Origin of the sequence: Brevibacterium sp. SMBL_HHYL_HB1, assembly GCF_018208375.1 — a bacterium.
In the GTDB taxonomy this organism is placed as follows: Bacteria; Actinomycetota; Actinomycetes; order Actinomycetales; family Brevibacteriaceae; genus Brevibacterium; species Brevibacterium intestinavium.
In genome coordinates, this window is record NZ_CP062936.1 from 1,394,648 (window position 1) to 1,407,137 (window position 12,490).

Consider the following 12,490-nt stretch of genomic DNA (forward strand, 5'->3'; position numbering starts at 1 on the left):
AACAAATTACGCAACAATAGTGTTGTGTTAGTCAAGGAGGTGGATTATGGCTGCGAACGACACGGAGGACCGCCGAACCCGGCAGAAGGTCTTCCGGTCGGTGCTCGACGACGGCCCGATCACAGCTTCGTCACTGGCCAAAGCCCTCGACCTGACCCCGGCGGCGATCCGTCGTCATCTGGATGCGCTGGAGAGCGAGGGCCTCATCGAGGTCCGCGAACTCGCCGGCAAGCAGGCGGGCAGAGGACGTCCGGCCAGGCATTATGTGGTCACGACGGCCGGGCATGACTCGGTCAGCCATTCCTATGATGAACTGGCCGTCAACATCCTCCGCTTCATGGAGGATCGACACGGGAAGTCGGCCGTCGAGGATTTCACCGAGGACCTCGTGGCCCGTCTGCGGGATCGGCTCGGACCCGAACTCGACAAGCGCGGTGGGACCACCGTGGCCTCGCGTTCCCGAGCGCTGGCGACTGCACTGACACGGGAGGGGTACGCCGCCTCGGCGACACCGGTTGCGGCCGGAACCCCTCTCGAGGCGATGCAGCTGTGTCAGGGGCACTGCCCGATCCAGGCCGTGGCCGCAGAGTTCCCGGAGATCTGCGAGGCCGAGCTCGCGATGTTCTCCGACTACCTCGGCGTGGACGTCAGACGGCTGTCCTCGCTGGCTCAGGGAGACCACGTGTGCACCACCCACATCCCGACCTCGGAACTGACCAGACCACTCATCCACAGCAATGATCGACCTCAAGGAGGTTCACGATGACTGACACAGGCAATCGGATCATCGACGCGAATCCCGAGCTCAAGGACCTCGGGCACTACGCATACGGTTGGCGTGACGAAGACGACAAGGGACTGACCGCCGAGCGCGGTCTGAACGAGGACGTCGTCCGCAACATCTCGAGGCTCAAGGAAGAACCGGAGTGGATGCTCAAGCGTCGACTCAAGGCCCTCCGACTCTACGACAAGAAGCCGCTGCCCAGCTGGGGCGCGGATCTGTCGACCCTGCCCTTCGACGACATCAAGTACTTCGTGCGCTCGACCGAGGGCCAGGCCCAGACCTGGGAGGACCTGCCCGAGGACATCCGCAACACCTATGACCGCCTGGGCATCCCCGAGGCGGAGAAGCAGCGTCTGGTCGCCGGCGTCGCCGCGCAGTACGAATCCGAGGTCGTCTACCACAAGATCAACGAGGAGCTCGAGTCCCAGGGCGTCATCTTCCTCGACACCGACACCGGTCTGCGTGAGCATCCCGAGCTGTTCGAAGAGTACTTCGGTTCGGTCATCCCGGCCGGAGACAACAAGTTCGCCGCGCTGAATACCGCCGTGTGGTCGGGCGGATCCTTCATCTACGTGCCCAAAGGCGTCCATGTCGAGATCCCGCTGCAGGCCTACTTCCGCATCAACACGGAGAACATGGGTCAGTTCGAGCGCACGCTGATCATCGCCGACGAGGGCTCCCACGTCCACTACGTCGAGGGCTGCACCGCTCCGATCTACAACACCGACTCCCTGCACTCGGCCGTCGTCGAGATCATCGTGAAGAAGGACGCCCACGTGCGCTACACGACGATCCAGAACTGGTCGAACAACGTCTACAACCTCGTCACCCAGCGGGCGATCGCCGAGGAGGGCGCGCAGATGGAATGGGTCGATGGCAACATCGGCTCGAAGGTGACCATGAAGTACCCGGGCGTGTGGATGACCGGCGAGCACGCTCGCGGCGAGACCCTGGCCGTGGCGTTCGCCGGCGAGGGACAGCACCAGGACACCGGTGCCAAGATGGTCCACGCCGCACCGAACACGCACTCGTCGATCGTGTCGAAGTCCGTCGCCCGCAGCGGCGGTCGCGCCGGCTACCGCGGTCTCGTGCACGTGCACCCGGGCGCGGAAGGCTCGTCGAACAATGTCCTGTGCGACGCCCTGCTCGTCGACAACGTCTCCCGCTCGGACACATACCCCTACATCGACATTCGTGAAGACGATGTCACTCTCGGTCACGAGGCGACCGTGTCGAAGGTCAGTGAGGATCAGCTGTTCTACCTCATGTCCCGCGGCATGGAGGAGACCGAGGCGATGGCGATGATCGTGCGCGGCTTCGTCGAGCCGATCGCGCGTGAGCTGCCGATGGAGTACGCCCTCGAGCTCAACCGCCTCATCGAACTGCAGATGGAAGGTGCAGTGGGCTGATCCGCTTCGCCCACCACCGACCTGCCTGACAAGGAGTTTTCACGTGACAGATACCACCAACCCACTCGGAGTCTCGGAGCACTCGCACGGCGCGGACGTCCACGTTCCGCTGTCGAAGCGCGATGACCGCACCCGCAGCTTCGACCCCGCCGATTTCGCCGTCCCGAACGGACGCGAAGAGGAATGGCGCTTCACCCCGGTGCGCAAGCTCAGCGACTTCTTCACCGATGAGGCCACCGAGGCGCGGCTGAAGATCGATTCCGACCTGCCCGAGGGCCTGTCGGTCGAGGAGATCTCGCTCGAGGCCGCCCAGGAGCTGGGCATCCTCGAGCCCGAGGACCGGCCCTCGGTCGTCGCCGCCAAGCGCGCCCCCGTCGTCACCCACTACTCGGTGCCGGCGAACACGCAGCTGGACAAAGCCGCGATCATCCACGCCGACGGCCAGGGCGACCAGGTCACCCATGGCCACGTCGTCGTCTCCGTCGGCGCGAACGCCAAGGCGACCATCGTCGTCGAGCACGAGGGACTGAGCCGCTATTCGGAGCTCGTCTCCCTCGTCGTCGGCGACGGCGCGGATGTCACCTTCGTGTCCCTGCAGCTGTGGGACGACGGCACCCAGCACATGGGACAGCACGATGCGATCGTGGGCAAGGACGCGAAGTTCAAGCACATCCACGTCACCCTCGGCGGTGACATCGTGCGCCTGAACACGAACGTGCGCTACTCAGCGCCGGGCGGAGAGGCCGAGCTGCTCGGACTCTACTTCGCCGACGCCGGTCAGCACCTCGAGCACCGGACCTACATCGACCACAACACGCCGAAGGCGACCTCGAACGTCCACTACAAGGGCGCACTCCAGGGCAAGGACGCGCGCAGCGTCTGGATCGGCGATGTGCTCATCCGCCCCGAGGCTCTCGACATCGACACCTACGAGCTCAACCGCAACCTCATCCTGACCGATGGGGCCCGGGCAGACTCGGTGCCGAACCTCGAGATCGAGACCGGCGACATCGCCGGTGCCGGCCACGCCTCCTCGACGGGACGCTTCGATGAGGAGCACCTGTTCTACCTCATGTCCCGCGGCATCCCCGAGGAGGTCGCCCGCCAGCTCGTGGTGCGCGGATTCTTCAACGAGGTGATTCAGAAGATCCAGGTGCCCGAGATCGAGGATGTGCTCAACGAGCGCATCGAGGAAGAGCTGTCCCGGAGCGTCCTGTGACCATGATCGACGTGGCGGCCACCGACGAGGTGGGGCCCGGCGCGACCATGCGCATCGAAGTCGGCGAGTTCGAGATCTGCATCGCTCGCGACTCCGACGGAACGATCCACGCCATCGACGACCTGTGCACCCATGGCGAGGTGTCGCTGGCCGAGGGCGATGTCGAGGACTGCACCATCGAGTGCTGGCTGCATGGGTCGCAGTTCGACCTCAACTCGGGCAAGCCGGTGAATCCGCCGGCCTTCGAGCCCGTGGCGGTCTATGACTGCAAGGAGATCGCCGGGCGCATCCTCGTCGATCCGAACACAACTCTCAACTGACTTAACGACCGAAGAAAAGGGTTCATTATGTCCACTCTCAAGATCGAAGACCTGCACGTCGGTGTCACCACCGATACCGGGCTCAAGCCCATCCTCAACGGGATCAACCTCGAGATCAGCTCGAACGAGACCCACGCCATCATGGGCCCCAACGGCTCCGGCAAGTCCACCCTGGCCTATGCCCTGGCCGGGCACCCGAAGTACGAGGTGACCTCCGGTTCGGTCACCCTCGACGGTGAGGACGTGCTCGACATGTCCGTCGACGAGCGTGCCAAGGCCGGTCTGTTCCTGGCCATGCAGTACCCCGTCGAGGTTCCCGGTGTGACCGTGACGAACTTCCTCCGTTCGGCCAAGACCGCCATCGACGGTGAGGCTCCGAAGCTGCGCACGTGGACGAAGGATCTCAAGCAGGCGATGGAGGACCTGCGCGTGGACCCCGCGTTCGCCAGCCGCAACGTCAACGAGGGCTTCTCCGGCGGTGAGAAGAAGCGCCACGAGATCCTCCAGCTCGAGATGCTCAAGCCCAAGTTCGCCGTCCTCGACGAGACCGACTCCGGCCTCGACGTCGACGCCCTGCGGATCGTGTCCGAAGGCGTCAACCGGGTCAAGGGCGTCACCGACGTCGGCGTCATGCTCATCACCCACTACACCCGCATCCTCAACTACATCACGCCCGATCACGTCCACGTGATCATCAACGGCAAGGTGGCCGAGGAAGGCGGACCGGAACTGGCCGATCGCCTCGAGAACGAAGGCTACGACCGCTTCTTCACCGCCGGCGTCTGATGTTCTCACGTCTGAGAGGCGACTTCCCGATCCTGGATGCCAGGATCGGGAAGTCGCCGCTGTCGTATCTCGACTCCGGGGCGACCTCGCAGAAGCCGCAGTGCGTCATCGACACCTTCGTCGAGTACTACCAGCAGCGCAATTCCGCCGTCCACCGGGGCGCCCACTCCCTGGCCGTGGAGGCCACGGACGCCTTCGAGAACGGCCGCATCGCCGTCGCCGGTCTCGTCGGCGGGGATGCGGAGCAGGTGTGCTGGACGAAGAATGCGACCGAGGCGCTCAACATCGTGGCACTCGGCATCGACCGGGCCAGCCACGGGTTCGGGGGAGAGGCCGCCGAACGCTTCGCCCTGAGCCCTGCGGACTCGATCGTGATCACCGAGATGGAACATCACGCGAACCTCGTGCCCTGGCAGCAGCTGGCCGCATCCACCGGAGCCCAGCTGCGCTGGCTGCCGGTGACCGATGCCGGTGAACTCGATCTCAGCCGCCTGACCGACATCGTCGACGAAACGACGAAGGTGCTGGCCTTCACCCACGTGTCGAACGTGCTGGGCACCGTCAATCCGGTCCAGCGGCTCGTGGCCCGGGCCCGCGAGGTCGGGGCGTACGTCGTCCTCGACGCCTGCCAGTCCGTGCCGCACATGCCCGTGGACTTCACCGACCTCGACGTCGACTTCGCCGCGTTCTCCGCCCACAAGGCGCTCGGACCCACCGGCCTGGGAGTGTTGTGGGGCCGGCCCGGACTGCTCGATGCGCTGCCGCCGGTGCTCACCGGAGGCTCGATGATCACCTCGGTGAGCATGGAGGAATCGGGATTCATGCCCGCCCCGCAGCGATTCGAGGCCGGAACCCAGCCGGTGGCCGAGGTCGCGGCCTTCGCCACCGCCGTCGGCTACCTCGCCGAGGTGGGGCTCGAGGAGATCTTCGACCACGAACGTCAGCTCGCCCGCATCCTGCTCGACGGCATCGCCGAGATCCCCGGCATCCGGGTCCTCGGCGACGCGGAGACGAGGATCGGGACCGTGGCCTTCGATGTCGACGGGGTCCACGCCCATGACGTCGGACAGTACCTCGACTCTCAGGGCGTGGCCGTGCGTGTGGGACACCACTGCGCCCAGCCGCTGCACCGCCGCTTCGGTGTCACCGCCTCGACCCGAGCGAGCACGTATCTGTACAACAACGCCGAGGACTGCCGGCGCTTCCTGAGCGCACTGGCCGAGGTCCGCCCCTTCTTCGGAGTGGCGGCAGAGGGAGCGTGAAGCGATGACCACACCGATGCAGCAGCTCTACCAGCAGGTCATCCTCGACCAGTCTCGGGCGCGGACGGGCAACGCCGAACTGCTCGGCGACGCCGTCTCGGCTCCGCACGGCTATTCGCATCAGGTGAATCCGACCTGCGGCGATGAGATCGAACTCGAGCTCGAAATCGACGACGAGGATCACGTCACCGTGCGCTGGACGGGCGACGGCTGCTCGATCTCGATGGCCTCGGCCTCGGTCCTGTCCGAGCTGGCCGCGGACAACTCGATCGCGGACATGCTGCGGATCGAATCGGCTTTCCACGAACTCATGCATTCTCGTGGGACAATGGAAGGGGATGAGGGCATTCTCGGCGACGCCGCGGCGTTCGCTGGAGTGTCGAAGTTCCCGGGCAGGATCAAGTGTGCTCTCCTGTCCTGGATGGCGTTCAAGGACGCACTCACCCAAGCACAAGCAGCTCGTGAGGAGAAGGACAATGCCTGAAGTCATAGACGCACCGCAGAATGCCAGCGTCGACGAAGTGCGCGAAGCGATGATGGACGTCGTCGATCCCGAGCTCGGTGTCAACATCGTCGACCTCGGCCTGGTCTACGGGATCTCGGTCGAAGACGACGGCACGGCCGTGATCGAGATGACCCTGACCTCGGCGGCCTGCCCGCTGACCGATGTCATCGAGGATCAGACGGCGCAGTCCCTCGAGGGGATCGTGCCCGCCTACCGCATCAACTGGGTCTGGATGCCGCCATGGGGTCCGGAGAAGATCACCGAGGACGGCCGCGAGCAGATGCGGGCGCTGGGTTTCAACATCTGAACGGGTGATCCCGTTCCCATCGCCGAGGTGGGCAGACCTGACAGGGCCTGCCCACCTCGGCGATCTGCGTGCTCAGCACGGCTGCGGTTGCGACCGTGAGAGCGCATGCGCGAGGTCAGGCAGATCACCGCCCCGCGTGCGGGGACGGCGGCAGAGGCGTGACAGAATGGAATCCGACTTTCCAAGGAGAACCATTGACGATCATCGCTGCCGCGGACGGTTCCGCGCTCGGCAACCCGGGCCCAGCCGGGTGGGCCTGGTACATCGACGAGGGCTGCTGGCACGCCGGCGGATGGAAGAACGCGACGAACAACCGGGGAGAGCTCATGGCCGTGCTCGACCTGCTGCGATCGACCGCCGACTGCGGCGAGGACCTGAAGATATACTGTGACTCGAAGTACGTGATCAACGCGTGCACGAAGTGGCTGCCGGGGTGGAAGCGCAGGGGATGGAAGAAGGCCGATGGCAAGGACGTCCTCAACAAGGACCTCTTAGCGTCCCTCGACGAGGAGCTGCGCGGCCGAGCCGTCGAGTTCGAATGGGTCAAGGGACACAGCGACCACGAACTCAATGAGGCCGCCGATGAGCGCGCCCGGGCCGTGGCAACCGCCTACCAGAAGGGCACGCCCGTGCCCGAAGGCCCCGGATTCGTCCCCGCGGGGACGCCCGAGACCTCCGGTGCAGCACCGGAGGTCTCGGCGGAGTCCGCCGGGAGCGCGGAGGACACGACCGTCATCTCCTGCCGTGTGCCCACCGCCGTGGCAGATGAACTCGTCGCCCGGGCGCGTGCCCGCAACATCCACCCCCAGCAATTTCTGGCCGATCTCATCGGCCGCAGTTTGGAGACAGAATGATTCAGGCCTCCGGCCTCGAAGTCAACGTCGGTGCCCGGACCCTCATGTCCGATGTGTCCTTCCGTGTGGACAAGGGAGACCGTGTCGGTCTCGTCGGTCGCAACGGTGCAGGGAAGACGACCCTGACCAAGGTGATCATGGGCAGGCATGCGGCAGCGGCCGGTTCGGTGTCGGTCTCGGGCACCGTCGGCTACCTGCCCCAGGATCCGCGCAGCGGTGACCTCACCTCGACCGGGCTCGAACGCGTCCTGTCGGCCCGGGAGCTCGATGTGCTCGTCAGACGCCTGCGCAAGGCCGAGCGGCAGATGGCCTCACCGGATGAGAAGGTGGCGACGAAGGCCATCGAGCGCTATCCGCGCATCGAAGCCGAATTCATCGCCGCCGGCGGGTACGCCGCCGAATCCGAGGCCTATGCGATCGCGGCGAACCTCGGACTCGACGAAGCGCTGATCAACCAGGAGATCGGCACCCTCTCCGGTGGACAGCGGCGCCGGGTCGAACTCGCCCGGATCCTGTTCTCGGCCCCGGACACGATGATCCTCGACGAGCCGACGAACCACCTCGACGCCGAATCCGTGATGTGGCTGCGCGACCATCTCAAGGCCTATTCCGGGGGATTGGTCATCATCAGCCACGACCTCGATCTCATCGACGAAGTCGTCAACAAGGTCTTCTTCCTCGACGCCACCCGACAGACCATCGACATCTACTCGATGGGCTATCGGCTCTACCTCAAACAGCGTGAGGACGACGAACGGCGCCGTCGTCGGGAGCGGGCGAATGCGGAGAAGAAGGCCTCAGCGCTCAACGCCCAGGCCAATAAGATGATGGCCAAGGCCACGAAGACGGTCGCTGCTCAGCAGATGGCCAAGCGCGCCGAACGGCTCCTGGCCGGGCTCGAGGACGAACGCGCCACCGAGAAGGTCGCGAACCTCAGGTTCCCCGCCCCGGCCGACTGCGGACGCGTTCCGCTCACGGCCGAGGGGCTGTCGCGCAGCTTCGGATCGACCGAGGTGTTCACCGGCGTCGACCTCGCCATCGACAAGGGCACGCGAGTCGTCGTCCTCGGCTACAACGGCGCGGGCAAGACGACTCTGCTGCGGCTGCTCGCCGGCCTCGACGAACCGGACTCGGGTGAAGTCGTGCCCGGTCACGGACTCAAACTCGGCTACTATGCGCAGGAGCACGAGACGCTCGATCTCGAACGCACGGTGCTGGAGAACATGGCCCGCAGCTCCCCGCACCTCGATGACACGGCGGTGCGCAATGTGCTCGGGTCGTTCCTGTTCAGCGGCGACGATGTGCACAAACCTGCAGGCGTGCTCTCCGGCGGGGAGAAGACGCGGTTGGCCCTGGCCACCCTCGTGGTCTCGAGTGCGAATGTGCTCCTGCTCGACGAGCCGACGAACAACCTCGATCCGGCCTCCCGTGAGGAGATCCTCTCAGCGATCCGCCGCTATGAGGGAGCGATCGTGCTCGTGACCCACGATGAGGGAGCCGTCTCGGCCCTCGATCCCGATCGGGTGCTGCTTCTGCCCGACGGTGATGAGGATCTGTGGAACGACAGCTACCTCGACCTGGTCACCTTGGCCTGAACCGCTCCTCGAACACGGCGTCCTCCTCGGCTTCGGCGCGTCCGTGGACTCCGGGGGAGCTGAAGCGGTTGCGTCCGTAGCGGCTGCCCGGCTGGCTGACCTTCGCCCCGGCATCGAGCGCGGCCTTGTCGATGACGACGTATTCGCTGTCCCCGCTGGATCGGGGACCCGCCTCGGCGGCGGCTTTGCGCTCCCGTCGGGCCGAGATCCCGACGGCGATGATGATCATGATCCCGAAGGCGAACCATTGAAGCATATAGGACAGGTGGTTGCCCGGATCGAGCTCCGGCATCGGCAGCGGCGTCAGCCCCTCCTCGGTCGCGCCGCTGTTCGATTCCGTCGAGACCTCGGCGTAGACGTGCGAGTATGCGCCGTCCATACCCGGAATGCGGGCCGGGTCGATGGCGACGATCATGCCCTCGGGGTTGTCGTCATCGGACCCGTCCTGGGCCGGTCGCAGATGGGCGACGATGGTCTGCTCGCCCTTCGGGGCCGGGGGAACCGAGTCCTCTTCTGCCGTGAAGCCTCTGACCACGGCGATCGTGGCTCCGTCGGTGGTCGTGAAGGGGGTCACGACGTAGAAGCCCGGCTTGTCGTCCACGACGCGGTTGCGTGCGAGCACCGTGTCCGCGTCCGAGAACTGCCCGGTCAGCGACACCTGAGTCCACTCATCGGTCGTCGCCAGCGTCGAGTCGGTGCTGTCGAGGACCGTGTCGATGTCGACCGGATCGGCGGAGTAGTTCGCGGTGATCGTGTCGATCTCCTGATCGCGCTGGTCCCTGCGGTCCTTCTGCCACAGGGCGAGGAACACACAGGCGATGACGACGACGATCGCCATGGCGATGTATTTGAGCCAGCGTGCACTGAAGAGGAAGGAATAGCGACTCAACCGGCGTCCTCCGGAATGTCGTCGATGGATACGTCCCCGATGAGGAAATCCCGCAGAGCGAGGAAGTCACGCAGATGATCGAGATGCCCATCGCAGGCCAGCCAGGTCTTCTTGCGTTCGGGAGTGTGCAGGCGGGGATTGTTCCACAGGATCGCCCGGGACGCGGTCTCCCGGCACCCCTTGGCCGAACACTGGAGCTCCTCACTCATCCGTCGTCCTCCCTGAACCGTTCTGTCGTCTCATCCGCTTCGGCGTCATCTGCGAGATCTCCTTCGGAGACGGTCTCGCCGAGGACGGTCTCGCCGTGTCCGGCATCGGGTGGCCCTTCATCGTCCTCCCTGTCGGGGTCCGGTCCCGTTCCGTCGGGGCCGGGACACGCCTCCTCGGGGCCGGCCCGATCCGGGCCGGAATCCTCTTCGCCGGCGCCGGTGGCCGACCGATCGGCCGTCTCGTCGTCGACGGGCTCACCGGAGATCGTGTCCCAGGAGACCGTCTCACCGCGGGCCGGCGGCAGCTGCGCGGCCGGAGCCTCGTCCAGCAGCGCAGACTGGTCATCGCGTGAGACCTCGCGCCCGGCATTGGCGAAGATCACAGCAGGATAGGGCAGCACCACGGCCCCGGCCACGCAGATCCACATGATCACGTGCAGGTCGGCCCGGAAAGCGAAATAGGCGGCCACGAAGCAGACCGTCCTGATCCCCATGGTGATCGAATACTTGATGATTCGAGACCTCATGTCATCATCAAGGGCGGTGTCTGCCGTTGTGATCTGCTGCGAGTGCCTGACCATATCCTTCTTCGATCGATGACTGCTAAAGATGATACTCGTCCTTTGTGAGAGTCGTATCCATCGACCCGGGGACAGGATAGGTTTGTCCACGATAGATTTGAATGCACAGTCGATCAACAGGAGTCATCAGTGTCAGAACCACGCACCGTCCTCGTCACCGGCGGCAATCGCGGCATCGGCCGCACCATCGCCGAGGAGTTCCTCGCTCAGGGTGAGAGGGTGGCCGTCACCTCCCGCAACGGTCAGGCCCCCGAGGGCGCTCTGGCCGTCGCCGCCGATGTCACCGACACCGCATCCATCGACCGGGCCTTCTCGGAGGTCGAGGAGAAGCTGGGGCCCGTCGAGGTCGTCGTGGCCAATGCCGGCATCACCGCCGACAATCTGCTCATGCGCATGAACGATGAGGAGTTCGAATCCGTCGTCGATACGAACCTCACCGGTGCCTTCCGCACTGTCAAGCGCTCCATCACCGGGATGATCCGGGCGAAGAAGGGCCGCATCGTCCTCATCTCTTCGGTCTCGGGCCTCTACGGAGTGCCCGGTCAGGCGAACTACGCGGCCTCGAAGGCCGGCCTGGTCGGCTTCGCCCGGTCGATCACCCGGGAGCTCGGTTCCCGCGGCATCACCGCCAATGTCGTGGCCCCGGGCTTCATCCGCACCGATATGACCGATGAGCTCAGCGAGAAGCAGCGGTCGGAGTACCTGTCGACGATCCCGGCCAAGCGCTTCGCCGAGGCCGAAGAGGTTGCCAAGGTCGTCCGCTGGGTGGCCTCCGACGAAGCCGCCTACATCTCCGGGGCCGTCCTGCCCGTCGACGGCGGCCTGGGCATGGGCCACTGAGACCGGATCTCAGGACGGCTCGGCTTCGGCCGGGCCCTCCTCACCGGTTCGCCCCGCCCGCGACCGGAGCGGATGCGGCCGTGGCCGGCCATTGCCCGTAGACTTCAGACCAGAGACGCCGCCGTGAGCGGCGCCGACAGATCAACACCCTTGAAGAAAGGACCACCATGGGAATCCTCGACGGAAAGCGTATTCTCGTCACCGGCGTGCTCACCGAGGCCTCGATCGCCTTCTCCGCCGCCCGCCTCGCACAGGAGCAGGGAGCCGAGGTCATCCTCTCGAGCTTCGGCCGTCAGATGAAGATCACTCAGGTGATCGCCGAGCGCCTGCCGGTCACCCCGAAGGTCATCGAACTCGACGCCACGAACGAAGACGATCTCGCGGCCCTGCCCGAACGTCTCGAGGGCAACATCGACGGCATCGTCCACGCGATCGCATTCGCCCCGAAGGACGCCCTCGGAGGCGTCTTCCTCGACACCCCGTGGGAGTCCGTCTCCGGTGCGATCCACGTCTCCGCGTACTCGCTCAAGGCGATCGCCGTGGCCGCCAAGCCCGTGCTCAACAAGGGCGCCGGAATCGTGGGACTGACCTTCGACGCGACGATCTCCTGGCCCGTCTACGACTGGATGGGCGTGGCCAAGGCCGCCTTCGAATCCACCGCCCGCTACCTGGCCAAATACGTCGGTGAGGACGGCGTGCGCGTCAACCTGGTCTCGGCCGGCCCGCTCAAGACCACCGCCGCCACCTCGATCCCCGGCTTCGGAACCCTCGAGGACATGTGGAGCGACCGTGCGCCCCTGGGCTGGGACCAGACCGACGCCACCCCGGCGGGCAAGGCCATCGTCGCCCTGCTCTCGGACTGGTTCCCCGCGACCACCGGTGAAATGGTCCACGTCGACGGCGGCTTCCACTCCACCGGCGCCTGAGGCA

The 12,490-nt window shown here is 65.6% G+C and carries 14 protein-coding genes and 1 pseudogene; 12 read left to right on the plus strand and 3 right to left on the minus strand.

From position 1 onward, the window contains the following. The first annotated feature begins 46 nt into the window (after nt 1-46). From IG171_RS06390 to IG171_RS06435, 10 genes and pseudogenes are all read left to right on the plus strand, one after another. A complete protein-coding gene (locus IG171_RS06390) occupies nt 47-766 on the plus strand; it encodes a helix-turn-helix domain-containing protein (protein WP_212130703.1) in 720 nt (239 codons plus the stop codon). After that, a complete protein-coding gene (gene sufB / locus IG171_RS06395) occupies nt 763-2,193 on the plus strand; it encodes a Fe-S cluster assembly protein SufB (protein ID WP_212130705.1) in 1,431 nt (476 codons plus the stop codon). The genes IG171_RS06390 and sufB overlap by 4 nt, the downstream gene beginning before the upstream one ends. A 43-nt stretch (nt 2,194-2,236) precedes the next feature. Beyond that, entirely contained in the window at nt 2,237-3,412 is a 1,176-nt protein-coding gene (sufD, locus tag IG171_RS06400) for a Fe-S cluster assembly protein SufD (protein WP_212130707.1), read from the plus strand. After that, nucleotides 3,409-3,732 carry a non-heme iron oxygenase ferredoxin subunit gene (locus tag IG171_RS06405; RefSeq protein WP_212130709.1) on the plus strand — a complete coding sequence of 108 codons (324 nt, stop codon included), beginning with the start codon at nt 3,409-3,411 and terminating at the stop codon, nt 3,730-3,732. Before sufD ends, IG171_RS06405 begins: the two co-directional genes overlap by 4 nt. A 27-nt stretch (nt 3,733-3,759) precedes the next feature. After that, nucleotides 3,760-4,518, plus strand: coding sequence for a Fe-S cluster assembly ATPase SufC (sufC, locus tag IG171_RS06410; protein WP_212130711.1), 759 nt, complete (start codon nt 3,760-3,762; stop codon nt 4,516-4,518). Then, nucleotides 4,518-5,780: a SufS family cysteine desulfurase gene (locus IG171_RS06415; protein ID WP_212130713.1), complete on the plus strand. Its 1,263-nt coding sequence runs from the start codon at nt 4,518-4,520 to the stop codon at nt 5,778-5,780. The genes sufC and IG171_RS06415 overlap by 1 nt, the downstream gene beginning before the upstream one ends. A 4-nt stretch (nt 5,781-5,784) precedes the next feature. Further along, complete coding sequence (sufU, locus tag IG171_RS06420; protein ID WP_249204130.1) at nt 5,785-6,264, plus strand: Fe-S cluster assembly sulfur transfer protein SufU; 480 nt, start codon at nt 5,785-5,787, stop codon at nt 6,262-6,264. Beyond that, entirely contained in the window at nt 6,257-6,592 is a 336-nt protein-coding gene (locus IG171_RS06425; RefSeq protein ID WP_209324870.1) for a metal-sulfur cluster assembly factor, read from the plus strand. The genes sufU and IG171_RS06425 overlap by 8 nt, the downstream gene beginning before the upstream one ends. A gap of 194 nt (nt 6,593-6,786) precedes the next feature. Next, a pseudogene (locus tag IG171_RS06430) lies at nt 6,787-7,215 on the plus strand (ribonuclease H); the annotation flags it as partial. Between the two features lie 227 nt (nt 7,216-7,442). After that, the gene (locus IG171_RS06435; protein ID WP_212130717.1) at nt 7,443-9,041 is read left to right on the plus strand and encodes an ABC-F family ATP-binding cassette domain-containing protein; all 1,599 of its coding nucleotides are present in this window, start codon (nt 7,443-7,445) and stop codon (nt 9,039-9,041) included. Here the strand turns inward: IG171_RS06435 and IG171_RS06440 are convergent. The 3 genes from IG171_RS06440 to IG171_RS06450 are packed head-to-tail and all read right to left on the minus strand — an operon-like array spanning nt 9,028 to nt 10,666. Next, entirely contained in the window at nt 9,028-9,930 is a 903-nt protein-coding gene (locus tag IG171_RS06440) for an SURF1 family protein (RefSeq protein ID WP_212130719.1), read from the minus strand. The genes IG171_RS06435 and IG171_RS06440 overlap by 14 nt on opposite strands. Then, entirely contained in the window at nt 9,927-10,139 is a 213-nt protein-coding gene (locus IG171_RS06445) for a hypothetical protein (protein ID WP_212130721.1), read from the minus strand. The genes IG171_RS06440 and IG171_RS06445 overlap by 4 nt, the downstream gene beginning before the upstream one ends. Next, nucleotides 10,136-10,666, minus strand: a complete 531-nt coding sequence (locus IG171_RS06450) for a DUF3099 domain-containing protein (protein WP_249204131.1) — start codon at nt 10,664-10,666, stop codon at nt 10,136-10,138. Before IG171_RS06450 ends, IG171_RS06445 begins: the two co-directional genes overlap by 4 nt. A 183-nt stretch (nt 10,667-10,849) precedes the next feature. Between IG171_RS06450 and IG171_RS06455 the strand changes: the two genes are divergently transcribed. Together IG171_RS06455 and fabI are read left to right on the plus strand one after the other, a co-directional pair. Next, complete coding sequence (locus IG171_RS06455) at nt 10,850-11,560, plus strand: beta-ketoacyl-ACP reductase (RefSeq protein ID WP_212130724.1); 711 nt, start codon at nt 10,850-10,852, stop codon at nt 11,558-11,560. Between the two features lie 167 nt (nt 11,561-11,727). After that, complete coding sequence (gene fabI, locus IG171_RS06460; protein WP_212130726.1) at nt 11,728-12,486, plus strand: enoyl-ACP reductase FabI; 759 nt, start codon at nt 11,728-11,730, stop codon at nt 12,484-12,486. The last annotated feature ends 4 nt before the right edge of the window (nt 12,487-12,490 follow it).